The 22746-nt window shown below is 56.4% G+C and carries 26 protein-coding genes and 1 pseudogene; 11 read left to right on the top strand and 16 right to left on the bottom strand.

Annotated features, from left to right (window positions below):
• Positions 1-3: 3 nt before the first annotated feature.
• Positions 4-690, bottom strand: a complete 687-nt coding sequence (ftsE, locus tag OEU85_RS13510) for a cell division ATP-binding protein FtsE (protein ID WP_262692029.1) — start codon at positions 688-690, stop codon at positions 4-6.
• 281 nt (positions 691-971) lie between these two features.
• Between ftsE and OEU85_RS18630 the strand changes: the two are divergent.
• The 4 genes and pseudogenes from OEU85_RS18630 to OEU85_RS13495 all read left to right on the top strand — a co-directional run.
• Positions 972-1073: pseudogene (locus OEU85_RS18630) on the top strand (zinc finger domain-containing protein); the annotation flags it as partial.
• Between the two features lie 129 nt (positions 1074-1202).
• The gene (locus OEU85_RS13505; RefSeq protein WP_262692028.1) at positions 1203-2093 is read left to right on the top strand and encodes a hypothetical protein; all 891 of its coding nucleotides are present in this window, start codon (positions 1203-1205) and stop codon (positions 2091-2093) included.
• Positions 2093-2647, top strand: a complete 555-nt coding sequence (locus OEU85_RS13500) for a phosphoribosyltransferase (RefSeq protein ID WP_262692027.1) — start codon at positions 2093-2095, stop codon at positions 2645-2647. Before OEU85_RS13505 ends, OEU85_RS13500 begins: the two co-directional genes overlap by 1 nt.
• Positions 2648-2662: 15 nt before the next feature.
• A complete protein-coding gene (locus OEU85_RS13495) occupies positions 2663-3145 on the top strand; it encodes a response regulator (protein WP_262692026.1) in 483 nt (160 codons plus the stop codon).
• On the opposite strand, the gene lysA is transcribed toward OEU85_RS13495, so the two are convergent.
• Genes lysA through argH form a run of 3 tightly spaced genes read right to left on the bottom strand, consistent with a single transcriptional unit; the run spans position 3088 to position 5911 of the window.
• Positions 3088-4356, bottom strand: coding sequence for a diaminopimelate decarboxylase (lysA, locus tag OEU85_RS13490; RefSeq protein WP_262692025.1), 1269 nt, complete (start codon positions 4354-4356; stop codon positions 3088-3090). The genes OEU85_RS13495 and lysA overlap by 58 nt on opposite strands.
• A gap of 11 nt (positions 4357-4367) precedes the next feature.
• Positions 4368-4490: a hypothetical protein gene (locus OEU85_RS13485; protein WP_262692024.1), complete on the bottom strand. Its 123-nt coding sequence runs from the start codon at positions 4488-4490 to the stop codon at positions 4368-4370.
• A complete protein-coding gene (gene argH / locus OEU85_RS13480) occupies positions 4487-5911 on the bottom strand; it encodes an argininosuccinate lyase (RefSeq protein WP_262692023.1) in 1425 nt (474 codons plus the stop codon). Before argH ends, OEU85_RS13485 begins: the two co-directional genes overlap by 4 nt.
• A gap of 71 nt (positions 5912-5982) precedes the next feature.
• On the opposite strand from argH, the gene OEU85_RS13475 reads away from it, so the two are divergent.
• Positions 5983-6564: a TlpA family protein disulfide reductase gene (locus tag OEU85_RS13475; protein ID WP_262692022.1), complete on the top strand. Its 582-nt coding sequence runs from the start codon at positions 5983-5985 to the stop codon at positions 6562-6564.
• A gap of 95 nt (positions 6565-6659) precedes the next feature.
• Positions 6660-7304: a thioredoxin domain-containing protein gene (locus OEU85_RS13470; protein ID WP_262692021.1), complete on the top strand. Its 645-nt coding sequence runs from the start codon at positions 6660-6662 to the stop codon at positions 7302-7304.
• On the opposite strand, the gene OEU85_RS13465 is transcribed toward OEU85_RS13470, so the two are convergent.
• Entirely contained in the window at positions 7305-7982 is a 678-nt protein-coding gene (locus OEU85_RS13465; protein WP_262692020.1) for a glutathione S-transferase family protein, read from the bottom strand. It lies immediately after the preceding gene.
• A gap of 214 nt (positions 7983-8196) precedes the next feature.
• Here OEU85_RS13465 and OEU85_RS13460 point away from each other — a divergent pair, with 214 nt between their 5' ends.
• Complete coding sequence (locus OEU85_RS13460; protein WP_262692019.1) at positions 8197-9015, top strand: FAD:protein FMN transferase; 819 nt, start codon at positions 8197-8199, stop codon at positions 9013-9015.
• 81 nt (positions 9016-9096) lie between these two features.
• On the opposite strand, the gene OEU85_RS13455 is transcribed toward OEU85_RS13460, so the two are convergent.
• The gene (locus tag OEU85_RS13455; RefSeq protein WP_262692018.1) at positions 9097-9732 is read right to left on the bottom strand and encodes a hypothetical protein; all 636 of its coding nucleotides are present in this window, start codon (positions 9730-9732) and stop codon (positions 9097-9099) included.
• A 111-nt stretch (positions 9733-9843) separates the two neighbouring features.
• Here OEU85_RS13455 and OEU85_RS13450 point away from each other — a divergent pair, with 111 nt between their 5' ends.
• Positions 9844-11772, top strand: coding sequence for a tetratricopeptide repeat protein (locus tag OEU85_RS13450; protein ID WP_262692017.1), 1929 nt, complete (start codon positions 9844-9846; stop codon positions 11770-11772).
• 75 nt (positions 11773-11847) lie between these two features.
• On the opposite strand, the gene OEU85_RS13445 is transcribed toward OEU85_RS13450, so the two are convergent.
• From OEU85_RS13445 to gluQRS, 7 genes are all read right to left on the bottom strand, one after another.
• Positions 11848-12723 carry a 3-hydroxybutyryl-CoA dehydrogenase gene (locus OEU85_RS13445; protein WP_262692016.1) on the bottom strand — a complete coding sequence of 292 codons (876 nt, stop codon included), beginning with the start codon at positions 12721-12723 and terminating at the stop codon, positions 11848-11850.
• A 108-nt stretch (positions 12724-12831) separates the two neighbouring features.
• The gene (locus tag OEU85_RS13440; protein ID WP_262692015.1) at positions 12832-13758 is read right to left on the bottom strand and encodes an electron transfer flavoprotein subunit alpha/FixB family protein; all 927 of its coding nucleotides are present in this window, start codon (positions 13756-13758) and stop codon (positions 12832-12834) included.
• Complete coding sequence (locus OEU85_RS13435; RefSeq protein WP_262692014.1) at positions 13758-14504, bottom strand: electron transfer flavoprotein subunit beta/FixA family protein; 747 nt, start codon at positions 14502-14504, stop codon at positions 13758-13760. Before OEU85_RS13435 ends, OEU85_RS13440 begins: the two co-directional genes overlap by 1 nt.
• A 178-nt stretch (positions 14505-14682) precedes the next feature.
• Positions 14683-15249, bottom strand: a complete 567-nt coding sequence (locus OEU85_RS13430) for a cob(I)yrinic acid a,c-diamide adenosyltransferase (RefSeq protein WP_262692013.1) — start codon at positions 15247-15249, stop codon at positions 14683-14685.
• Between the two features lie 10 nt (positions 15250-15259).
• The gene (locus OEU85_RS13425) at positions 15260-15448 is read right to left on the bottom strand and encodes an HIG1 domain-containing protein (protein WP_262692012.1); all 189 of its coding nucleotides are present in this window, start codon (positions 15446-15448) and stop codon (positions 15260-15262) included.
• Between the two features lie 144 nt (positions 15449-15592).
• Positions 15593-16414 (bottom strand): hypothetical protein, encoded by an 822-nt coding sequence (locus OEU85_RS13420; RefSeq protein ID WP_262692011.1) that lies wholly within the window; start codon positions 16412-16414, stop codon positions 15593-15595.
• A 115-nt stretch (positions 16415-16529) separates the two neighbouring features.
• Positions 16530-17381 carry a tRNA glutamyl-Q(34) synthetase GluQRS gene (gluQRS, locus tag OEU85_RS13415; protein WP_262692010.1) on the bottom strand — a complete coding sequence of 284 codons (852 nt, stop codon included), beginning with the start codon at positions 17379-17381 and terminating at the stop codon, positions 16530-16532.
• 68 nt (positions 17382-17449) lie between these two features.
• Between gluQRS and OEU85_RS13410 the strand changes: the two genes are divergently transcribed.
• Positions 17450-19642 (top strand): TauD/TfdA family dioxygenase, encoded by a 2193-nt coding sequence (locus tag OEU85_RS13410; RefSeq protein WP_262692009.1) that lies wholly within the window; start codon positions 17450-17452, stop codon positions 19640-19642.
• Here the strand turns inward: OEU85_RS13410 and OEU85_RS13405 are convergent.
• The gene (locus tag OEU85_RS13405) at positions 19639-20241 is read right to left on the bottom strand and encodes a TetR/AcrR family transcriptional regulator (protein WP_262692008.1); all 603 of its coding nucleotides are present in this window, start codon (positions 20239-20241) and stop codon (positions 19639-19641) included. The genes OEU85_RS13410 and OEU85_RS13405 overlap by 4 nt on opposite strands.
• Positions 20242-20322: 81 nt before the next feature.
• Between OEU85_RS13405 and OEU85_RS13400 the strand changes: the two genes are divergently transcribed.
• Both OEU85_RS13400 and OEU85_RS13395 read left to right on the top strand, forming a co-directional pair.
• Positions 20323-20793: a VOC family protein gene (locus OEU85_RS13400; RefSeq protein ID WP_262692007.1), complete on the top strand. Its 471-nt coding sequence runs from the start codon at positions 20323-20325 to the stop codon at positions 20791-20793.
• A gap of 176 nt (positions 20794-20969) precedes the next feature.
• Positions 20970-21542, top strand: a complete 573-nt coding sequence (locus OEU85_RS13395) for an HNH endonuclease (RefSeq protein ID WP_262692006.1) — start codon at positions 20970-20972, stop codon at positions 21540-21542.
• A gap of 101 nt (positions 21543-21643) precedes the next feature.
• On the opposite strand, the gene OEU85_RS13390 is transcribed toward OEU85_RS13395, so the two are convergent.
• Both OEU85_RS13390 and OEU85_RS13385 read right to left on the bottom strand, forming a co-directional pair.
• Entirely contained in the window at positions 21644-22243 is a 600-nt protein-coding gene (locus tag OEU85_RS13390) for a demethoxyubiquinone hydroxylase family protein (protein ID WP_394805430.1), read from the bottom strand.
• Positions 22243-22743 (bottom strand): disulfide bond formation protein B, encoded by a 501-nt coding sequence (locus OEU85_RS13385; protein ID WP_262692004.1) that lies wholly within the window; start codon positions 22741-22743, stop codon positions 22243-22245. Before OEU85_RS13385 ends, OEU85_RS13390 begins: the two co-directional genes overlap by 1 nt.
• Positions 22744-22746: the final 3 nt, after the last annotated feature.

Raw genomic sequence — 22746 nt, 5'->3', positions numbered from 1 at the left:
GCGCTATTCCCCCGGATCGATGGGGCTGCCGCCCGGCAGGAAACTGATTTCGCCCTTGTCGAGCCTCAAGGTTGGTGCCGCCATGCTGCGGACCAAAGTATCGTCGTGGGTGGCGACAACTGTGGTTGTACCCTCCTTGTTGAGGGCAACAAACAGATGCATCAGGCGGCGGGACATCTCAGGGTCCACGTTGCCTGTTGGCTCATCCGCGACCAGAAGGTCAGGTTTGTTGATAACGGCGCGAGCGATGGCGACACGCTGTTTTTCCCCGCCCGACAGCGTAGCTGGGCGAGCATGCATTCGGTCTTCAAGGCCGACCCATGAAAGCAATTCTTCCACGTGGTCAGCGACCTGCGCGCGCTTGGCACCCTGAATGCGCAGGGGCAGGGCGACGTTTTCAAACGCGGTCATATGGTCAAACAGACGGAAGTCCTGAAAGACGACTCCGATGCGGCGCCGGAGGCGGGGCAGTGTCTCCCGTTCCTGGGTCATGAGGTCACGGCCGAAGAAATTGATCAGACCACGTGATGGCCGGTGTGCCAGGTAAAGCAGTTTCAGGAGCGTCGTTTTTCCAGCCCCCGATGGGCCGACGAGAAAATGGAAGGAGCCTTTGTCGAGCGTGAAGCTGACGTCCCTCAGAACTTCAGCGCCCATGCCGTATCGCATGCCAACATTTTCAAAGGTAATCATTACCGCTCCCTCGGATCTCGCGCGCAGAAAAGGTAATCATTACCGCTCCCTCGGATCTCGCGCGCAGAATTGCATATGGCGTGCTTGGCGTCCAGTTGACATTTCCGTGCGTGCTGTCAACCAGCATTCCTCCGTGTCATGGCGTTTTTAAGACCGATGCTGGTGTTAATGTGCCGAGGCGCTTGTGTTTTTTGGCTGCTTTCATATACAGTTGAAAAACCTTCTTTGAACGCGGCCCCATGGTACTGCCCTGTGGCCAAAAGGATGTTCGGGCCTGATTTATGATCCTTGTTTGTCCGTCGTGTAAGGCAACATTTAAAATTCCCGACGGGGCTATTCCGCCTGATGGACGTACCGTTCGGTGCGCTAAATGCAAACACAGTTGGCGTGCATTCCCCGATCAGTTGCTGACAAGGCCTGCGGCCCCGGCAGCACCACCTCGGCCAGCACAAACTCAACCTCCTGTGCAGATTCAGGCTCCGCAGCCTGCGGCACATGCTCCGAACCCAGATATGGATGCGGGTCTCGCTGCCCGGGCCGCGGCTGTGCGCCGTACGGTGCAGGACCGATTTGAGGACGACGTACCGCCGCCCGCCCCAACGGACGAAGACATCTACGATGACGATGGCGATTTCCGCGCGGCACCGGCCACGGCGCCCGAAGACGAGCATTTTGACAAGGGCGATGATTTTGGCGTGGCGAACGCGTTAAAACAGTCACTCGGTAGTAGCCTTGGTCTCGATGACGACGAAGAGGATCATGACGACGCAGGAGGGACATCTGCTGCCGACGACGACTATGACGATGATGACTTCCTTGCGCGCCGACGCTCCGAGCAGCGGCGTCAGGCTGAGCGTGAGGCGAAGGCCCGCAAACGTAAATTCATTACCGTTGGCTGGGCACTTCTTGTGATCTTCTGGCTTTCGGTGCTCTACCTCCTGACGTTCAAAAAAGAAGAAGTTGTAGACAATATGCCGGGCATGGCGGGGTTCTATGCACTTTTTGAAGGTGTGGAGGATATCGAACGCTTCCAGCCGGAAGAGGGCGAAGAACTTTCCAAGCCTTTAGGCGAGATTGAGGTCTATGTCGCCGCCAAGCTGCATAACGACCGCACCCGTGTCGAGAATGTGGACGGGCGCAATACGCTTATGGTGCGCGGTTTTGTACAAAACATGAGTAAGGAACGCTCCGCCACCGTGCCCAAAGTGCAGGTCGATGTGCTCGACAAGGGCGGGCGTATACTGAAAAGCTGGGTCACCGATCCTCCGGGGCAGATACTGCGCAGGCAAGCAGTGCTCAATTTTGAAACCAGTCTTTATCCTATCCCCAGCGGGGCTGCCAATGTGGCCGTGAAGGTCATAGAAGGGACACGCTCTGACGCTGAAGCACGGTCCTCGGAATAATGGATTACTTCTTTGATTGGAATAAAGCAGGCGATGCTCACCATGGCATCGAACCGGTATTTACGGCTGAGGAAATTGTGGCCAAGGTGGACGATCTTGCCGCGCGGTTGACCCGGTGGTTTGATACCGAACCGGTGGCGCAGGTTGTGATGAACGGCGCCATGATGTTCGCAGCTGACCTTACCCGCGCCATGTCCGCCCGTGGCTGTGTCATGGAAATGGACTTTATTCGCCTCGAAAAAGACAGAAAGTCAGGCACAGTTAACCTGAGGTCGGCATCCGATTTGCCGGTCGAGGGGCGCGATGTGCTCGTGATTGATGATATTTTCGAACATGGTAAAACACTTGAGTTTGCCAGGAAATATTTTCTCGCTCAGGGCGCCGAAAGCGTAACGAGTGTTGTATTGCTTGACAAAAGCCAGGGACGGTTAACTAATATTAAGCCTGATTTTGTGGGTTTTGAGTGTCCGGATATTTTTGTTATCGGTTATGGAATGGATATTGCATACCGTTACAGAGAGCTGCCGTTCATCGGCAAAATGGGTCGCGCATGAGGCGCGGGCTTCAACATGCGGGAGTACCGCCCTGTGGCACGGGTGCTGGTTGTAGAGGATGAAGAAGCGGTACGTGACTATGTCTGTCGCGTGCTAACTCTGCACGGCCACACTGTTCTTGTTGCTCATGACGGCGCCCAGGCTGTTGAGCAGATGAACGAACATCACTTTGATCTTCTTGTCACTGATATCGTTATGCCGATGATGGACGGCATTTCGCTTGCGCTGAAGGTGCGAGCGACACGGCCGCACGTGCCGATTATCCTGATGACCGGCTATGCGAACGAGCGCCAGCGCGCGCATAACCTCTCACTGCTGATCGAAGGGCTTCTCTCGAAACCCTTTACGATGGACCAGCTTCTGAGCACGGTGAACAAAGCACTGAAAAACGCGCGCAAACGGGCAAAAGAGGATGATGACGAGGCAGGCGAAAGTCCGGTTCAGTCCTCAAGCCAGGACGGGATGCTGTCGAGCGCGAGCAAGTCTTCAAGCGACTGACGCCTGCGTATCACTTCAAATGTGTTTCCGTTTACCAGAACCTCAGGCACCAGAGGCCTGCTGTTGTAGGTCGAGGCCATCACCGCGCCATATGCACCGGCAGACTTGATCGCGACCAGGTCACCACTTTTGAGGGCGGGGGTTTTACGGTCTCTCGCGAACACGTCGCTGCTTTCGCACACAGGGCCCACAAAGTCTGCAGTGACGGTTTTGCCGTCCGATGGTTCCGTCACCGGCACGATGGCGTGATAGGCGTCATACATAGCCGGACGGGCAAGATCATTCATCGCCGCATCAACGATATAGAAGGTACGGTTCTCACCCTGTTTTTCGTAAATTGTGCGCGTGAGCAGAAGCCCGGCGTTGCCGGCGATCAGGCGGCCAGGCTCAAGGATGATGTCACAGTCCATATCGCCCATCACCTCGAGGATCATTTCGCCATAGGCGCTGGGGGCCGGCGGTGTGGCCGCAGCCGGGTCATAGGGGATGCCAAGCCCACCGCCCAGGTCCACATGTTTGATATCATGACCTTTCGCGCGCAGCTCACGCACAAGGCCGAGCACGCGCTCAAAGGCCTCCCGGAAGGGTTCAAGCTTCGTCAGTTGTGAGCCGATATGCAGGTTTACGGCAACGGCCTTTACATTCGGGAGTTCCTTGATGCGGCCATAAACGGCATCCGCTTTCTGCCACGCGATGCCGAACTTGTTTTCCGACTTGCCGGTGGAGATTTTGGCGTGGGTCATGGCGTCCACGTCGGGGTTTACGCGGATGGACACAGGGGCAACTTTGCCGACGCGTCCTGCGACGATGTTCAGGGCCTCAAGCTCTGCTTCACTTTCGACGCTGAACTGTTTGATGTCAACGCGAAGCGCAGCTTCCATTTCCTCGTCTGTTTTGCCGACACCGGAGAAGACAATACGCTCGCCCGGAATACTGGCCTTGGTCGCGCGCATCAACTCACCAAGGCTGACGACATCCGCGCCCGCACCTTCGCGCGCCAGCGTGGTCAGCACCGCCTGATTGCTGTTGGCCTTGACGGCAAAACATATAAGCGGGTTCACGGTGGCAAACGCCTCGCGGAACACACGGAAGTGGCGTTTAAGCGTAGCGGTAGAATAGACATACACCGGTGTACCAACTTGCTCGGCGATATCCGTCAGCGCGACGTCTTCGGCCATCAACTGGCCGTCCTGATACTGGAAATGGTCCATGAAACTGCTGCCTAGTTGCTGCTGCTATAGCTTGGTGGAGGCTTCACATCGCCTTTTTTGCCGCACGCCGCAACGGTGAGCACGCATGATGCCACCAGGCTGACAAGTAGGGCGGATTTAACAAGCTTTTTCATTGTAGCTTCTCCCGTGCGGCCTTGACCGCTTCTTTTACATTCTCGGGCGCGGTGCCGCCAAACGAGGTACGGCTAGTGACCGAGGCTTCCACACTCAAGACTGAATAAACGTCTTTGGTAATGCGTGGTTCAACCGCCTGCATGGCGTCCAGCGGCAGGTCCTTGAGGTCAAGGCCCCGGTTTTCGGCTTCCTTGACGACAGAGCCTGTCACATGGTGCGCGTCGCGGAACGGCAGGCCCAGCACACGCACCAGCCAGTCAGCAAGATCTGTTGCGGTGGAGAAACCAAGCCCGGCCGCCTTGAGCATCTCATCGGTACGGGGCTTGAGGTCTTCGATCATGCCGGTCATGGCGGCGATACACAGTACAAAGTCATCCACGGCCTGAAATACCGGTTCCTTGTCTTCCTGCATGTCCTTGGAATAGGCAAGCGGCAAGCCTTTCATCACCATCATCAGGCCATTCAGGGAGCCGGTGATACGGCCAACCTTGGCGCGGACAAGCTCGGCGGCGTCCGGATTGCGCTTTTGCGGCATGATCGATGAGCCGGTCGAGAAGCCGTCAGACAGCTCAAGAAACCGGAAGGCCGAGGTAGCCCAAAGCACAATCTCGTCCGAGAGGCGGGACAGATGGATTGATGCGATGGAGAGCACCGACAGGAACTCAATTGCAAAATCACGGGACGAGACAGCATCAAGCGAATTGGCCATCGGGCGGTCGAAACCCAGGGCTTCAGCCGTCATGTGCCGGTCGATCGGAAAGCTGGTGCCTGCCAGGGCCGCGGCACCCAAGGGACTTTCATTCACGCGTGCGCGGCAATCCGCAAGGCGTGCGCGGTCCCGCGCGAACATCTCGTGGTATGCCATCAAGTGGTGGCCAAGGGTCACGGGTTGTGCGGTCTGCAAATGGGTAAAGCCGGGCATCACCGACGCCGCGTGTTTCTCTGCTTGGTCAAGAAGGGCACGAAGGAGGCGCGCAAGGCCTTTATCAAGCGCATCACATTGCGCGCGCACCCACAGGCGGAAGTCTGTCGCCACTTGATCATTACGTGAGCGACCGGTGTGCAGGCGTGCGCCCGCGTCCCCCACCAGCTCGCGCAGGCGGCTTTCCACATGCATGTGGATGTCCTCAAGCGCTGGGTCGAACACCATTTTACCGGCTTCAAACTCTGCCTTGACCTGATCAAGCCCTTCATGGATCGCCTTGACATCGTCTTTGGCGATGATGCCCTGTTCACCCAGCATGGTGGCATGCGCCTTTGAGCCCGCGATGTCCTGCGCATAGAGGCGTTTGTCAAAACCGATGGAGGCGTTGATTTCTTCCATGATGGCAGATGGCCCGCCACCAAAGCGCCCGCCCCACATGGACTGGCCCTTGCCGTCAGCACCTGCGGTGTTTTGCTTGTCGTCTTTGTGATCCATGCCTGTATTGCCTTTCGTACCAACGCCACTATGCTTGCCGCCGCAACCAACAACGATCCCGGAGTGTCAGGATGTCAAAGAAGGTTCTTCTCATTTTCCTCGTGACCATCGCCCTTTTGGGCGTTGCAGCTTATCGGGTGTTTATACCGGCCACAACGCCAGATGCACCGATAAATTCTTACCTGAAAGGGGAAATGGCAAAGTTGACCTTGCCTGAAACGCCAATGGACCTGCCAGGCCACGAGATTACCTTCGAGGATGGCAGCAAGGCACCGCTCTCAAGTCTGAAGGGCAAGGCCATGCTGGTGAACGTGTGGGCGAGCTGGTGTGCGCCCTGCCGCGCGGAGATGAAAGAGCTGGCGAGCTTGCAAAAAGAGCTTGGCGACGGCGACTTTGAAGTGGTGGCGATCACCGTGGATCGTGGCGGTATCCCGCAGGCGCGTGAAACGCTTGAGGAGTGGGGTGTAGAGGGACTTGGCTTTTACGCGGAACCCACGATGAAAATCGCTTTTGATCTGGCTGACGGTAAACTGCCGACAAGTTACATTATCGGCCGGGACGGCAAGGTGAAGGCCTTGTTCCTTGGGCCGCTCAAATGGGATGCGCCCGAGGCGATTGCGCTTTTCACCGCCCTCAAGAAGGGCCAGCTATAGCTGGCCCGATCAAGCAAAGTTGAACGTGCTGACATAATTGTCGCCCCCGGATCGTGATATGCTGCGGAAACGCAGAAACGAATTGGGGATAGATGATGAAGCTCGGGAAAGTTGCTCAGATCGCTGAGGCTGTCAAGACTGTCAACAGTGTCAATAACGTCAGCTTTGTCACTGTTGTCACGTCTTTGCTCATGTTTGCTACCCTCGGTGCGTCGGCCGGTGACATAAAGCCCTATCTTGTTGGCGACCTTGAGGCACTGACCGTCAAATCGGAACCGGTACAGGTTTCGGATATGAAGGTTGAGGCACCTTACGACGGTACGGAGAAAAATATCCTGCGTCTTGGCGCCAAGGAAGGCAAAGCGCTTGTCATCACCTTCTACAACCGGGACTGCCTGGCCTGCCGGGCACATTTGCGCAGCCTTGAGGCCTTGCAGCGCAACCTTGGCATCAACACAGTTGAAGTGATCGCGCTGCATGTGGGCAAGGGCGGCATGCAGGAGGCCGAGCGCACGCTTGCGCGCTGGGGTCTGGAAGGCCTGGCTGCCTATGAACCCCATCACCAGAGCATTATCCGCGACTTCAGCATGGACCCTGACTTCCAGCGCAACGGCACGGGGCCGATGAGCGTGATCGTGGGGCCGGACGGCTTTGTGCGGGCGACCAGCTACCACCTGCGCGAATGGGAAGCGCCAGAGACAGTGAATTTCTTCAAGGCGCTGGCGCGAGGTGATGTCTAGCTAGCCGAGGCGGGTTGCGTCCGCCGGGATCTCGTCCATCTCAACAATATCGGTTTCCCCTGCCGCATCTTTATACCATGCGTCGACCAGCGGGTGGTTGCGTACCGCGTCCATGTAGGCGCGGCAGATGTCGTCTACCTCAATGCTGTAGGTGAGCAGGCGGGCGACAACGGGCGCGAACATCATGTCGGCCGCGCCAAAGTTGCCAAAGAGAAATTCTCCGCCACTGCCGAATCGGGTGCGGGCGGTGGACCAGCGGTTTTGCACTTTCTCAACATCGGCTTTTACCGCCTCGCCCAGCTCAAGGCCGGACCAGTTCCCGCGCAGGTTCATCGGCGCGTGGCTCCTCAGCCCCATGTAGCTGGTGTGCATTTCGGCCGTGATGCTGCGGGCATATCCGTACGCCTTTGTCTCCTTGGGCCACCAGAAATGCTCCGGCGCGAGATGGGCACAATAATCAATGATCGCCAGCGAGTCCCATACAACTGCGTCACCATGGAGAAGCGCAGGCACGGTGCGGCTGGGCGAAAGCGCGCCGATGCGCTCATGAAACTCGGGTGTATCGAGCGGCAGAAGCTCTTCCTCGAATACCAGGCCGGAGTGAGCGACGGCGAGCCAGCCGCGCAGAGACCAACTTGAATAGGTTTTGTTACCGATGACGATTTTAAGGGCAGGCATGTCGTGACGATCCTTTGTTATTGCGAGCGGATGGTCCGACCGCTCTTACCATGCGACTGACACACAGGCGACGGAATGTTTCTAACCGCCGCATCACAATTTTCTTGCTGGCAGATTCTTTATTGCAATTAATAATTATTCTTAATAAAGAGAAGAAAGAGCAATAACCCGCCTGTTGGATGCATTTGCGCCCAGGCTCAAGAAGGGGAACCGCATGTCCTGCTGTCATAAAGTCACGCGCGCCAAGCCGCTTATGGGGGACGTGTTGTCCCTATCCACGCTGGGGATTCACGGGGCATGTGCGATGCGGGCCCTGCGTGTGGCGTTTACCCAGGTTGAACAACTGGAGGCCAGCGTTGACACAGACTATGCGGAAAGTGAGCTTATGCGCCTGTGCGCCAGCCCACCTGGCACGCCGGTCGCAACATCAAAACCGCTTTGGTATATGCTGCGCCTTGCCCAGGAAGTGGCCTACAGGTCGGACGGCGTGTTTGATGTGGCGAGTACCGGTACGGGCGGCGCGGCCAGTTGGCTGGACATTGACCTGTCCGTGGCGGGTTTTGTCACGTTGCGCAGACCACTGATGATTGACCTTGGCGGGATCAAAAAGGGTTTTGCCGTGGACTTGGCTGTACAAACCCTGCGGGATGCAGGTGTCAGGCGCGGCATTGTTGATCTTGGTGGTCATATCCGGGCCTTTGGTGCTCAGGAATGGCGGGTGCATTTTCATTTGGAGGCTGAAACGGCAAAACCCGGGCTGCCGGTAATGCTGAATGATGGCGCAATATCTGGGTTTGGCGGCACCTTGGGGGGCGGGGCGTTTTTTGACACCAGTACTCATATGGTACGCGACAGCGGCGAATGGGGTGACATGAGCATGATTGTCCGCGCCCCGACTGCTGCTGCGGCCGATGCGCTGACGGTCGTGGCCGCACTTATGCCGAGCAAGGCGGCACGAGTGCTGTCAGCCTTTGGCGCAAACGGTATTGTGCTGACACGCCAGGGTGCTCACGCGCTGGAATATGCGTCCTGATGGCAGCTTTTCTGCTCTCCGGCCGATAAAAAACCCGGCGGTTTGCCGGGTTTTTTAATTATTCTGTTTTTAACCGTTCGCTCAGGCTGTTGCGGTCTTGCGCCGTTTCCGCTCGCGGCGCGCCATATATACCATGGCTGGCAACAACAGCAGTGCGCCTGCAGGTTCGGGCACCGACGCTGGGTTCACAATGAACGCGACGGTTGTGAATCGCGTATCTGAGTTCGGGTCAGGGTTTGGATCTGAATAGAACGGTTCGTTGGTTGGCTGGAAGGCGCCAGTATCGCCGCCTGGAAGCGCAAAGGTCGCAGATGTCGGGGACAATGTAACGTTAAGGCTGAGGTAGTAGCTACCCGCAACAGTAATGATATCACCCATGCCTCCAGTGGTCATGAGCGGCGTGATCGAATTCTGCGCCAAATAACCAAGCTGTTGACCGATGGAGTTGTAGACTGCCCATGTGAAGTCAAACGGAGACAGGTCGGTTACGCCGTTACACAGGGAAACGGTTGTACCTTCCGCTCCTTTGCTTGGGTTGTAATCGAAAACGGAGCCACATCCATCAAGTGTAATGGAATCCCCGAGCGCGATAGCGCCGTATGATCCGGGATCAGCAAGAAGTTCACCATATATGGTTGCTGCAGACGCTGAGTTTGAAATGGCGATACCCGATGCCAGAGCAAAGCCAGCCGTCAAAAGTTTTCCAAGACCTGTCATAATTAAATATCCCATGACAACGTAAATTTTTCTCCTTATAGCTAAAATTTGGGGAAAACTCCATTAAAAATGTAAGAAGTACATAAATACTGGATTGGGGCAGTTCATCGCATGTTTCGAAAATTTATTTTAATAGCTGCGTTTATGCTAGCGGCATGTGGTGAATCCAACGACCTTGGGCTGGATTCCAATGAACTGGCAGCGTATGACCGCGCGGCACTCACACAATTGGCGGATGAAGGGGAAGCTGCGAAGGCGATCGAAATTATCCGTGCGAAAGAGCAACTTAATCTTACAAAAACTGACGATTATCTTGTGCTGGCAGATATTTACCTGAAACAGCTCAATGGCGTTGCCGCACAGGTGGCGATCGAAAAAGCACGTGACAGCGGTGCTCTGTCATCGCAGACCGCGTTGACGATGGGGTCTGCCTATATGTTGCAGCGCCGGCTTCATGATGCAAAGGAAGAACTTCGCAATGTAAAGCTGTCTGGGCAGGATGGTTTTGAAGCACTGTTGGTGCAAGCGGATATTGCCGTGCAAGAGGGAGATGTCGAACTCGGACGGAAATACTATGGTATTGCGGCTGGCATGCAGCCGGAAAATTACCGAGTTGACCTAGGCCTTGCCCTGCTGGAGCTTAGCGACAAAAACCTTGAAGCCTCCGAGGCGGCAGCCAGTTCCGCCCGCGAAAAAGACAACAGCAAGGCGATGCCCGACTATATTCTGGGGGCGATTGCTCGCATGCGGGGCAACTCAGAAAAGGCTATCACCTTACTTGAGCGGGCTCTGGAGAAGCAACCAACGCACATTCACGCGCTGCTTGAACTCACAGCTGCCTATCTGGATGTTGGCAAGCTGGAGCAGTCGGAACAAGCGCTGGACAAGGCGGTGGCGCTTGCGGCGAATTATCCGGTGACGCAGTTTTATGTAGCCTTCATTCAGGCCGAGAAGGGGCAGCTTGAACAGGCCCAGGAAGTTTTGTTGCGGTCAGGCGACTTGTTCAGCCTGTATCCGGCCGCTAACCGCCTGTATGGCCTTGTGACATACCGCATGCAGAAATATGCTGTTGCTTCAAAATTTCTGCAACAATTTCTGAACAGAAACCCGGATGACCGTGAGGTTCGTCTCGCGCTCGCTGAAAGCCTGACCAAGGCCGGTTTTCCGGAACGCTCGCTTGACGTGCTGAAGCCGCTTCTCCCGGACCAGGTTTCGGATACAGACGCCCAGGCCGCGGCGGGCGCGGCCAATGTGGCGCTGGGAAACGGCAAAGCGGCTTCGGAAAGTTTCAGGAAAGCGATTGAGTTTACCTCACAGGAAGGCGACAACGCCCGGCAGGTCCAGGCCAGCCTCATGACCGCGCAAGCCATTGCCGAATATAAAGCGGGCAATCTGGATCTGGCTATAGAACTGATGAACGGTCTTGACGACATGGGCCTTATGTCTGTGGAGCGCCTTTCCTCAATCGCCAATATGCAGATTGAGGGAGAGCGCTATGTGGATGCCTTGGCAACAGCCAACAAGCTGATGCAGTACGAGGATGGCGAAGCCGTTGCCCACAACGTCAAAGGGGCGATCTATTACCGGATGGGTAAAATGGAAGACGCGGTGAACGCGCTTTCCAAGGCAATTGCGCTTAAGCCGGATTATCAATCGGCGCTGAAGAACAGGGGCTATGCTTATAGTGCCCTTGGCAATTACAAAGCTGCGAAGGCCGACCTGAAGGTGCTGGTTACCAAAGTGGATGCAGATGGCCAGCTATATGCAAAACTGGGCCACACACACCTTATGCTGTCCGAGTTTTCCGAGGCAAAAACCGCATTGCAGACCGCGCGCAAGCTATTGCCTACATCAGCGGTTGTTGCCGCAAACTATGGCTATGCGCTGGCCCAGTTGGGTATGTTTGACGAAGCGATTGCTGAAACCCAGGCAGCACATGCACTGGCAAGCTTTGACAAGAAGCTGAAAGACGAGCTGCGGGAAACGATCGCGGAGTTCAAAATCGCCAAGATACGCAAGGAAAAAATGCAGCAGCAGTAAGCAGCTGCATGTTTGGAAAAATAAAAGCCGCTTTCTGGAAAGCGGCTTTTTCATTTGTGGACCAATCTGTCCTGATTACCGGGTCGGGACCGGTTCACCGCCGGTGCGGTAGTCATAAAAACCGCGACCTGTCTTGCGGCCCAGCCATCCGGCTTCCACATATTTCACCAGAAGCGGGCAAGGGCGATACTTGCTGTCCGCCAGGCCGTCATAGAGCACCTGCATGATCGACAGGCAGGTATCAAGGCCGATAAAGTCAGCCAGCGTAAGCGGTCCCATCGGGTGGTTGGCACCCAGCATCATGGCGCTGTCGATGGCTTCAACGCTGCCCACACCTTCATAAAGTGTGTAGATGGCCTCGTTGATCATCGGCATCAGGATACGATTGACGATAAAGGCGGGGAAATCTTCCGAGATCACGGTTGTCTTGTTCAGTTTACCGGTGAAAACCTTGAAGCGCTCAAATGTTTCTTCCGACGTGGCGATCCCGGGGATCAGTTCCACCAGTTGCATCACAGGCACCGGGTTCATGAAGTGAACGCCCATGAATTTTTCTGGCCGGTCCGTGGTGGCGGCAAGTCGTGTGATGGCGATAGACGACGTGTTGGACGCGACCAGCGCACTTGATTTCAGATGCGGGCACAGATCCTTGAAGATCGTGGTCTTGATCTTCTCGTTCTCAATTGCGGCTTCAATGACAAGATCACAGTCGGAGTGCGCGGACAGCTTGTCGGCAATCTTGATGCGGCCAAGCGCGGCGTCCATCTCGTCTGCTGTGATCTTGCCCTTGCCAACCTGTCTGGAGAGGTTGCCCTTGATCACCTCAAGGCCGGCTTCCACCTTTTCCAGGCTTACGTCTGTCAGCATGACGTTCATGCCTGCAAGTGCACTGACGTGGGCGATACCGTTACCCATCTGGCCTGCGCCGATAACCCCTACCTTCTCAACCATTCTGTTATTCTTTCACGCTTTGTTTTCAGAGCTTTATATGGCTTGTTATTATCACGTTTAAAAAAAGGGCGCTACAGGAGCGCCCTTAATTTCTGATTGTCCGTCCGCTTAGAGAGCCTTCTCTAGCGCAGGCACAGCCTCGAAGAGGTCAGCCACAAGGCCATAGTCCGCGACCTGGAAGATCGGAGCTTCTTCGTCTTTGTTGATCGCAACGATGATCTTGCTGTCTTTCATGCCGGCAAGGTGCTGGATCGCGCCCGAAATACCAACCGCAATGTAGAGCTCAGGCGCCACGATCTTGCCGGTCTGGCCGACCTGATAATCGTTTGGCACAAAGCCCGCGTCTACAGCCGCACGAGAGGCACCTACAGCAGCGCCAAGCTTGTCGGCCACCGCCTCGATGATCTTGAAGTTCTCGCCTGAACCCATGCCTCGGCCACCGGAGATGATGATCTTGGCCGATGTCAGTTCGGGGCGGTCGGATTTTGACAGCTCAGCGCCGACATATTCGGACACGCCAGCTTTGTCCGCGGCCGAGATAGTCTCGACGGAGGCCGACCCACCTTCGGCAGCAGCTTTATCAAAAGCCGTCGCACGTACGGTGATGATCTTCTTGGCGTCCGAAGACTGCACGGTTGCGATGGCATTCCCGGCGTAAATTGGGCGTTTGAAGGTGTCTTCGCTGACAACTTCGATGATGTCGGAAATTTGCGCGACATCGAGCGATGCTGCAACGCGGGGCATGAAGTTTTTCCCCATCGTGGTGGCAGGCGCGAGGATCGCGTCATAGTCACCCGCAACCGAAAGCACCACAGCAGAAAGCTCTTCCGCGAGTGGATGAGCGTATGATGCGTCGTCAGCCACGAGCACCTTTGATACGCCGTCGATCTTCGCGGCAGCTTCCGCTGCAGCGCCACAGCCGGAACCTGCAACAAGCGCGTGCACATCTCCAAAGGCTTTGGCTGCCGTGACGGTGGCAAGCGTTGCGTCTTTTACCGATACATTATCATGTTCAACAATTACGAGAGCGGTCATTAGATTACTCCCTTTTCTTTAAGCTTGCCTACGAGTTCCTCAACGCTTTCAACCTTGATACCGGCTTCGCGTTTTGGCGGTTCCTCTACCTTGAGAGTCGTCAGGCGCGGGGCCATGTCGACACCGAAGTCATCTGGCTTTTTCTCGTCGATCGGCTTGCGTTTGGCTTTCATGATGTTCGGCAGCGATGCATAGCGTGGCTCATTCAGGCGCAGGTCGGTGGTAATGATGGCCGGAAGTGTCAGCTTCACGGTCTCAAGCCCGCCGTCTACCTCGCGGGTGACGTTTACAGTATCGCCATCAACAGCAACTTCGCTGGCGAATGTGCCCTGTGCCCAGCCCAAGAGCTGTGCCAGCATCTGGCCCGTCTGATTGCAGTCGTCATCAATGGCCTGTTTACCGAGAAGCACAATGCCGGGCTTCTCTTCCTCAACGATGGTCTTGAGGATTTTTGCAACGGCCAGAGGTTCTGCCACGCCGTCATGCTCTACCAGAATGCCGCGATCGGCACCCATGGCAAGGCCGGTGCGTAATGTTTCCTGTGCGGCTTTGGGGCCGATGGAGACAACAATAATCTCCTCTGCCTTGCCGGCTTCTTTCAACCGGATTGCTTCTTCAACAGCAATCTCGTCGAAAGGGTTCATGGACATCTTCACATTGGCGAGTTCAACGCCTGAATTGTCCGACTTGACGCGAACCTTCACGTTATAATCGACTACCCGTTTGACGGGGACCATGATCTTCATGGGGGTCTCTCTCCCATTATTGTGCAGGGCAACAAAGCCCGGGGAACCTCAGTTGACAAAGCCGGGGTAAAAATGGCCCCAGCCCTAGGAAAAGTTAGGGGTACACAGCGTTAAACCATAGAAAAACCCGAGTCAATGCAGTGCAGCAAAAACGGGTTTGCCGTAGCGTTATTTCGCTTTACCTGTTGGCGCCGGGTACCCACAAAACGTCACCTGAACCTTTCTTGTTCACATGCCTTGAAAGGACAAATAGGTGGTCGGACAGCCGATTCAAATATTTTATCGCTTCCGGGTTGATCGGTACCTCGCGGCTTGCGGCGATTGCCTCGCGCTCTGCGCGCCGGACCACTGTGCGGGCCACATGCAGATGCGCTCCTGCGGGCGTGCCGCCGGGCAGGGTGAAGTTGGTTAATGGTGACAGGTCAGCGTTCATGGCATCAATCTCCTGCTCCAGTCGGCTGACCTGCTCTGACGTGATGCGCAGGGTCATCTCGGACGGAGTGAAATCATCGCCCGGGGTCGAAAGATCCGCGCCAAGGTCAAACATGTCATGTTGGATGCGTGCCAGCATCTTGTCGGTAATACCCTCCGCGTGCAGGCGGGCCACGCCGATGAAAGCATTGGCCTCGTCCACGGTTCCATACGCCGCCACGCGTGAATCGTCCTTCGGGACCCGCTTGCCGCCGGTCAGGGATGTCTGGCCTTTATCGCCGCCGCGTGTGTATATCTTGCTCAGTTTTGGCACAGGTTTGCCCCTAGTTTGACACAGCCCACAGCACAAAACAGACAACGGCGAGCGCCTGACAAATTACCCGCGCCTGCATCAGTTTGTTACCGTATTTTTTGTTGAAGTCGCCCCCCTTGCTCATGCTGCCGATGCCGGCAAAGAAAATGCCAAGCGTCAGGAACATGAAAAGGAGGCCAAGAAAGAAAAGGAAATTCATCGGGGGACCTTACCATAATTGCGTTTGCCCCACTATAGACCTGCTTTATGGCGCGGCAAGGGCTGTCATGCCGCTTGTGACAAAAGGTCATGCCCCCGGATGCGGCGGAGCCGGATCACGCATCAGGCCTGGCTCAAAAGGCTGTCAATAATATACAACCTGATAGGATGTCTGCGTAAAGACAGTTATCGGAGAAGGCGGAATAGCAGAAACAATTTTGATTTTGATGCGGTCGCCGTCAACTTCCTGAATTTCAAATGTGGCGCCGTTCACTTGCCCTTTGGCGGGCAATTCGTCTACCTTGATTGCATTCACCGTTGTGGTCAAAGACTTCGGGTCATTCTCGCCTTGCTTGCCATAGACAGTGAAGTTCCGACGACTGCGATAAAGAAGCGGTATGCCGGAATACCTTATTTCGATGAAATATTTCTCGTCCATGGGACCCTGTGATTTTACATACGGCAGGGGCTGTGTCAGCGTTTCCGGTTTGCTGATTTTGCCGCTGACGATCGGCAGTGCATGGAGGTTGCTGTAGGTGTCATACATCTCGTCAAAAGCGCCATCCTGATCAGTATCCCTGAAGCATTTCACATTCCGTGATTTCCCGATCAGGAAGCCTTCGAAGGCGCTGACTTCTGCCGTGGTGCGCGGCAGGCAGTATATCTCGGTTCTGTCGCCCACCCGGGTCTGATGCAGTGTGACATGCACAGGACCATCGGCCGCATTCCCCGGGAGATCCGCCGCCGCCGCAGACAGATAATCAGCGGTTTTAACTGCTGCTACCTGTTCCGGGCGAACTTCCTGCACCAAAACGATGTCGCCAGGTTCTACCCAGCGTGCCTCATTATCCGATGGAGCTGCCTGGGGCACCCAGTATGTTGAAGCAATTCGGCTGGGATCGGTGGACATGCAGGCTGATACCGAAAAAACAGCCACCAAAAGCACGATCGGCCTATAAAAATTCATAAATCTTCTCATATTTTTGTGTGTACATTACATGAAGTATATAAAGCTGTGTTGACGTGCGCTTGGCAAGCCACTTTGTAACATTGTTATTCTTTCGCCTGTGAATCAGCTTTGATTAAGGGAAGGCGCGCATCAGCGTCGCGACGTCAGCACCACTATTTCGCAGGCTTTCAAGCGTTACCGCCCTGTTCCTTTTGGCAAAGCGTTGGCCGTGCTCATCAAGCATCAGGCCATGGTGGTGATAGATGGGTGTTGGCATGTCAAGCAAGCGTTGCAGCACAACATGAATATGGGTGGCGTGAAACAGGTCTTCCCCCCGAATAATGTGCGTGATGCCTTGCAGGGCGTCATCCACAACCACACTCAGGTTATAGCTTGTCGGCGTGTCCTTGCGCGCAAGCACAACATCGCCAAGTGCCTCCGGGATTGCGGGCACGGTGCCCTTGATCTCGTCGCGCCATGCCAGCGGTTCACCGATATGGTTGAGGGCCGTCGCGAGGTTCAGCCGCCATGCATGCGGGACACCTCCGGTGATTTTTGCCGTGCGTTCCGCCGTGCTCATGTGACGGCATAGGCCTGGGTAAACCGGCCCGTCCGGCCCATGGGGTGCGCTGGCTGATTTGGCGATCTCCGCTTCAATATCCTTGCGGGTACAGAAACACGGGTAGGCAAGGCCCTGGGTTTTCAGCTTTTCAAGGGCTGCCTGATAATCTGCGAAATGCTCACTCTGGCGTCGCACGGGTGTTTCCCACGCCAGGCCCAGCCATGCGAGATCTTCATAAATGCCGTCCACGAACTCAGCCCTGCAGCGGGTGATATCGATATCCTCGATACGCAGCAGAAAACGGCCACCTTCAGCCTGCGCGCGCTTATATGCCATAAGGGCCGAGAAGGCATGGCCCTTATGAAGCCGCCCTGTCGGGCTGGGCGCAAAGCGCGTGACAAATTCTTCAGGCTTGGTAAGCATGAAGGCACCATAAAAAAGCCCGCGCGCAAAAGAAACAGGAATAATGCGGGTGAGGGGGTATATGACGGATGTTTGAGACAATTGATCTTGCTGAGACATTCCTGCGGGCAGGCGGTCCCGCTGCGCGGCAGAAGAAAAAGATTACGGCGCGCATCGCGGCGGCGCTGAACGCCTATCCCTATTTCGCCAAGGTGAAAGGGTTCCACCCAGGTGGTGATAAGACAGAGATTATTTCGCTTACGGAATGGATGGCGGAGGGACAAAGCAAGCAAGCACTCGGGAAGGTTTCTTTCACCACGGTCAGCATTCGCCCGGACGCACTTGAGCGTGCGCAAGGTGTGACTGCCTACAGCCGCACACACCTGCCGCTCAGCCCCCACACCGATTCCACCTATCTGCCACGCCCACATGAACTGGTAGGCTTCCAGTGTGTGATCGCGGCGCGTGAAGGCGGCGAAAACACCATGGTGCCGGTGGATGATATCCTGCTGCACCTGAGTGACGAGGACCGCACACGGCTTTCTGAGCCAGCGTTTCCCTTCGGGCGGTTCACGGGTGCCATCCTGAGGGAAACGGGTAGAGGCATGCTCGTGCGCTACTACCGCGCGCAAATCGACCGGGCTGCCGCGGATGACAAGCCGTTGTCTGCGGCGGATATCGAGCTTCTCGACAGGTTTGATAAATTGTTGGACCGGTTGGCGCATGATATCCGGTTTGCGCTTGTGCCCGGCGAGGCGGTGGTGATGAACAACGCAAAAGTATTGCATGGACGCACCGGTTTTGCCTCTGACAGCCGCCGCACACTTTTCCGCGTGCGCCACCATGCCGATTTTGATGCCCATACACCTAAAACCGGTTTCTGGGCGCGCCTGCTGTCACCCTCAAGCGAAGCCGTTGCTGCAGAGTGGGATGGAGACGACGCCATCGGTGCGGAAGAGGAAATCGCGTCCGTGGCGGCACCAGGGGCAACAGTTGATCCAGCTGAGGTGCTGGCCGGAAAGCTGAAGGCGTCGCCGGATGATGTCGACCTGATGCATACGGCAAGTGACATTTTTCTGTCCACCGGTCGCTTCCGTGATGCACTGGCCGTCAACGCCCGGCTTCTGAGACAGCAGCCGGATGACTATAAAACCCACGTGGCGCAAGCAGGGCTTTATGAACAAGCGGGCGACGCGGCGCGCGCTCAGGACCATCAGCGGCTGGCTGCACAGACGTTACCTTTTGTGGTGAAGGATAACCACGATCCGCTAAAGCCCACCATACTGCGTAGCCGGGGCTTGCAAGGCCCGGCCTATACGCTCAACCTCAAAAGCGGGTTTTATAAACCGGTGCTGGAAGGCGGGCATTTTTCCCTGCGGCACCTGATGCTGAGGAAGCGCTATAATTTCATTGTGCAGAATGTGTTTGATGAAGCTCGGCCGCTCGCTGATGACGTACCGAAGGTCGACCTTGTGCTGAATACTATGGCCTGTGCCGATCGGCTGAAAGGCTCACTTGAGGCGTTGGAGAAGTTTGTCGCGGTGCATGATGATTTGCCGCTGATCAACCATCCTACACAAGTGCTGGCGACCACGCGGGACGAAAACGCCCGCCGCCTGGGGGTGCTCGAGGGCGTTGTGTTCCCCACGACCCTGCGGCTTGCGTGGCCGGGTGGTGAGGCGACGGCTGTATTGGCGCAGATGGAAGCAGCGAAGCTGAAGCCGCGGGTGATCGCGCGCCCAACGGGCACGCACACTGGTGTTGGTGTGGTGATGTTGCACAGCGAAGACGAAATCCGCCGTTATTTTGCGGGGGCGCAGCCGGGCCGGGAATATCATCTCATTGAGTACCACGACATTGCCGATGAGCATGGTCTTTACCGGAAATCCCGCACCTTCTGTATTGACGGGCGTTATTTCCCCGTGGCGTCGCTCACGCACAACAGCTGGAATGTGCATTCGGGCGATCGCTATACGGTGATGGACAAAAGCCCGGCGATGCAAGCGCGGGAGCAAGACTATCTGCGTGACATGCCCGGCACCTTGGGTGCAGCAAACATGGCGCGGCTTGAAAAGGTCCGAGATCTTGTCGAGCTTGATTTTTTTGGTGTGGACTTCACCGTGCTACCAGACGGCAAGCTGTTCATTTTTGAATGCAACGCCGCGATGCGCCACAACTATGACCATGCAGGCAACTTTCCCTATACGCGGGTGCACCTGGACGCTGTCTCAAACGCCTTTGAAGCGATGGTCAATGACCGGATAGAAAAGGGGCGGGCCTAGCCCCTCAGCCCACGCATCAGCAAGCTCAGCACCTCGTCCATATGGGTGGCATCCATGGGGGCCTGTTCCATCAGCAGGCGATAAAACACCGCGCCAAACAGCATGTCGAGCGCGTGGGCAATGTCTGCCGCCGGGCTGATGATGCCAGCCCGCTGTGCGGCTTTCATCTCGCGCTCGGCTTCTTGTCGGCGGGCGCGGATGAAATGGCTGCGAAAAGCCTTTGAGACCTCACTATCCTCATGCGCCGCGGCCAGCATGGTCGCAACGTACCGCCCTGTGGTGTGGAAGAAGGTCTCCGATATGCGGTGGAGGATAGCGCGCAGTCGTGAGACGGGGTCATCCACCGCATCTTCGGCCGTATCTGCCGCGTCTCGGTTGGGTGCGGTTTCCATCAACGCTGCCATGGCCAGTTCATTGGCGTTGGCCCAATAACGGTAGATGGTCGGTTTACCGACACCAGCGCGCGCGGCCACAGCCTCAATGGTGACACCCGGCATGCCTTCCTCGCGCAGCAGCACGGCCGTTGCAGTCAATATCCGTACCCGGGTTTCTTCGCTGCGTGGGCGACCACGTTTCGGTGACGTTTTGTCTGGTGTCATTTTGTGTCAATTGACTCTTTTTATTAATTACGTTACGTAACGTAACATAAATTATTCGCCACAACAAGGAAGGATGATGCCATGAGTCAGAACAGCACAGCAAAAGCAGCGTCGATGAACGCTGTCTCCGCGTATCTGATTGTCAAGGATGCAAAAAAGGCGCTGGCTTTTTACGAAAAAGCCTTCGCCGCAGAGGAACAGTTCCGCCTTGTAGACCCGAACGGGGTGGTGGGGCATGCCGAGTTCAAAATTGGCAACACACTGCTGCAACTGGCCGACGAACACCCTGACTTCGGTGCGTTGAGCCCGGTGAGTATTGGTGGGTGCCCGGTCAAGTTCACAGTAGAAGTGGATGACGTGGAAGCAGCGTTCCAGCGCGCGGTGGATGCTGGCGCTGAGCCTATGCGCAAGATAGAGAAACAGTTTTACGGGTATCTTTCATGCATGGTGGCGGACCCCTTTGGTTATAGCTGGTTGCTGCAACAGAATGTTGACCATCTGACGGGCGAGGAAATGCAGGGTCGCTGGGCGGCGACATTTGACGGAGCCTGAAGGGTTAGAGCGCTTCGATTCATCGATTGTTTGACGTGATTCGGCACAAGATAGTGCTTTGTCATCACGGCGTAACACTGTATCTTGATTCTCAGACATGTCGGAGTTGAAGCCCAATTGGGCGGGACCGGCGGTTGGCGTCGGTTCCCGGTACGATAGGTCAGGGGGACAGAGATATGGGTGTCAATTTTGCACCCCTACTACCATCGCCGGAGAGCTGCCCGGCGCTTGTACTGAACGCCGATTACCGGCCGCTCAGCTACTATCCGCTCAGCCTCTGGAACTGGCAGACGGCGCTTAAGGCGGTTTTCCTCGACCGCGTCAGCATCCTGTCGGAATATGACCGCCAGGTGCGTTCACCCTCCACTGCGATGAACCTGCCGAGTGTGATTGCGCTCAAGAAATTTGTGCGCCAGCCGCGTTACCCGGCCTTCACACGGTTCAACCTTTTCCTTCGCGATGAATTCCAGTGTCAGTATTGTGGTTCGACACACGACCTGACGTTCGATCATGTCATCCCGCGCACCTATGGCGGGCGCACCAGCTGGACCAATATCACCGCCGCCTGTGCGCCGTGTAACCTGCGCAAGGGTGGCCGCACACCGGAGGAAGCCGGCATGATCCCCATGCGGTGGCCGCATAGGCCCACCAATCAGGAGCTTCACGCACGAGGACGACAATTCCCGCCAAACTATCTGCATGAAAGTTGGCGGGATTTTCTTTATTGGGACGCCGAGCTGGAGCAGTAGGCGCGGTGCGCTGGGATATTTCAGGCCCCGCCTTCGGCGAGGCCTTTTGCATGCGGCCCCAAGGCCGCATGCCTTGAAACTTGCGGTGGGCCGCTCCGATTTTATACCCGTTTCGAGATCCAGATGGCGGCGCGGCACCCGGCTTTGATCAGGCCGGAAAGCACGGGGTAGCCCGTGGCGTCTTCCGCGCCGTGGGCCTTGGCGATCTCAAGGTGTTCCACCTCTTCCGCCTGAAATTTTTCGATGGTTTCTTCAAGCTCGATATCGCGGGCATGCTCCTGCCGCGCTGAAAGTTTGTCGCGCTGTTCCTGATAGTGCCCGTCGATTACTTCCTCAACCGCGGCGGTGCAGGCCATGGCGGCTTTCTCGCCCAGAAACGCGGTGGTGGCGCCAAGGGCGAAGCCTGCCACATGCCAGAAGGGTGCCATAAGGGTCGGGCGCACGCCGCGTTCGTTGATCAGCTTGTTGAAGCGGGCCAGATGCACCTCTTCCTGCTCATACATATGTTTGAACAGACCCGCGCGCGGGTGGTTGTCACCAAGGATGGCTCGCTGGCCCGCATAAATGCGGACGGCGCCGAATTCGCCCGCGTGATCAACGCGGATCATGCGGTCGGTTTCCGCCTTATAGTCGCGGTCCCCCGGTAGGGGGCGCGCGGGCGTTGTTTTTTCCGTCACCGGTTTGTGCGTTTGCCTGGTCATCATGCTTTCCGACCTTTCCCAGCCCCAATTTTACCTGCAATAAAGAGGGTCATGCCAAGGGCGATAAGGAAATTATAACCCGCCATCGAGATACCAAACAAGGACCATGCTATTTCGTCGCAGCGCACGATGGGCGCCTTCATGATCGCATCAAGCGCGGCATCCATATCGCCGGACATATCAACATAGGCCGAGCAGGAAGCAAGCCCCTCCCACCATAGCTGTTCAACCCCGACATGAAAGGCGGCGATGCCAGCGTCGGTGGCAAACAGAAGCGCGAGCATCGCAAGTACAAGCTGCGCCGGCAGGGCCTTCACAAGCTTGCTCAGCAGCGCCACGGCAACCGCCGCTATATAGGGGTAGCGCTGCCACCAGCACAGCTCACACGGTGGGTAACCGGCCAGCTGGAAGGCGAAAGCAGACGCCAGCAATACCGCGGCCACAAGGCCCGCGAACAACACCGGGTCGCGTGAGGGCAGGGAAAGCGGGTTCTGGGCCATGGT

It is taken from the genome of Kordiimonas aestuarii, assembly GCF_025574465.1.
GTDB lineage: Bacteria > Pseudomonadota > Alphaproteobacteria > Sphingomonadales > Kordiimonadaceae > Kordiimonas > Kordiimonas aestuarii.
This window is presented reverse-complemented; position numbering and strand designations above follow the sequence as displayed.